Source organism: Treponema sp. R6D11, assembly GCF_054786075.1.
Window position 1 is genome coordinate 1 of sequence record NZ_BDHD01001011.1, and the last position, 414, is coordinate 414.

General features: G+C 46.6%; 1 pseudogene. It reads right to left on the reverse strand.

The window, feature by feature from the left end:
- Positions 1-284: pseudogene (locus tag ACYVTD_RS17245) on the reverse strand (ATP-dependent zinc metalloprotease FtsH); the annotation flags it as partial.
- Positions 285-414: the final 130 nt, after the last annotated feature.

A 414-nucleotide genomic window follows, 5' to 3' on the forward strand; every position in this document is an offset into this window, starting at 1 on the left:
TGGCCCGCCACGTCCGTAAAGATTACTTTTTTCCCTTCGTCGTTGTACCGTTTCGCCCTGCTTATTCCAAAATGGAAAGTTTTAGCCCCCATGCCCTGCATGTTCCTGATCATCAGCATAATCATGCTGAAACCGATAATCCACGGAGGCATGTCAACTAACACCCTAAGTAGTGAAAATTTCTTACCCGCGCCGGAAATGACGATGTTTTTTTCTTTCAGTAACGGCAGAAGATCGGGATCCGTATAGGGAATGCGGGTTCTAAGCAGGGCGAAACGGTACAACGACGAAGGGAAAAAAGTAAGCTTTACGGACGTGGCGGGCCAGAAGGACGCTAAATTCGAACTTGAAGAAGTTGTTGAGTTTTTGAAAAACCCGCAAAAATTTACAAAGATGGGCGCGCGTATCCCAAAG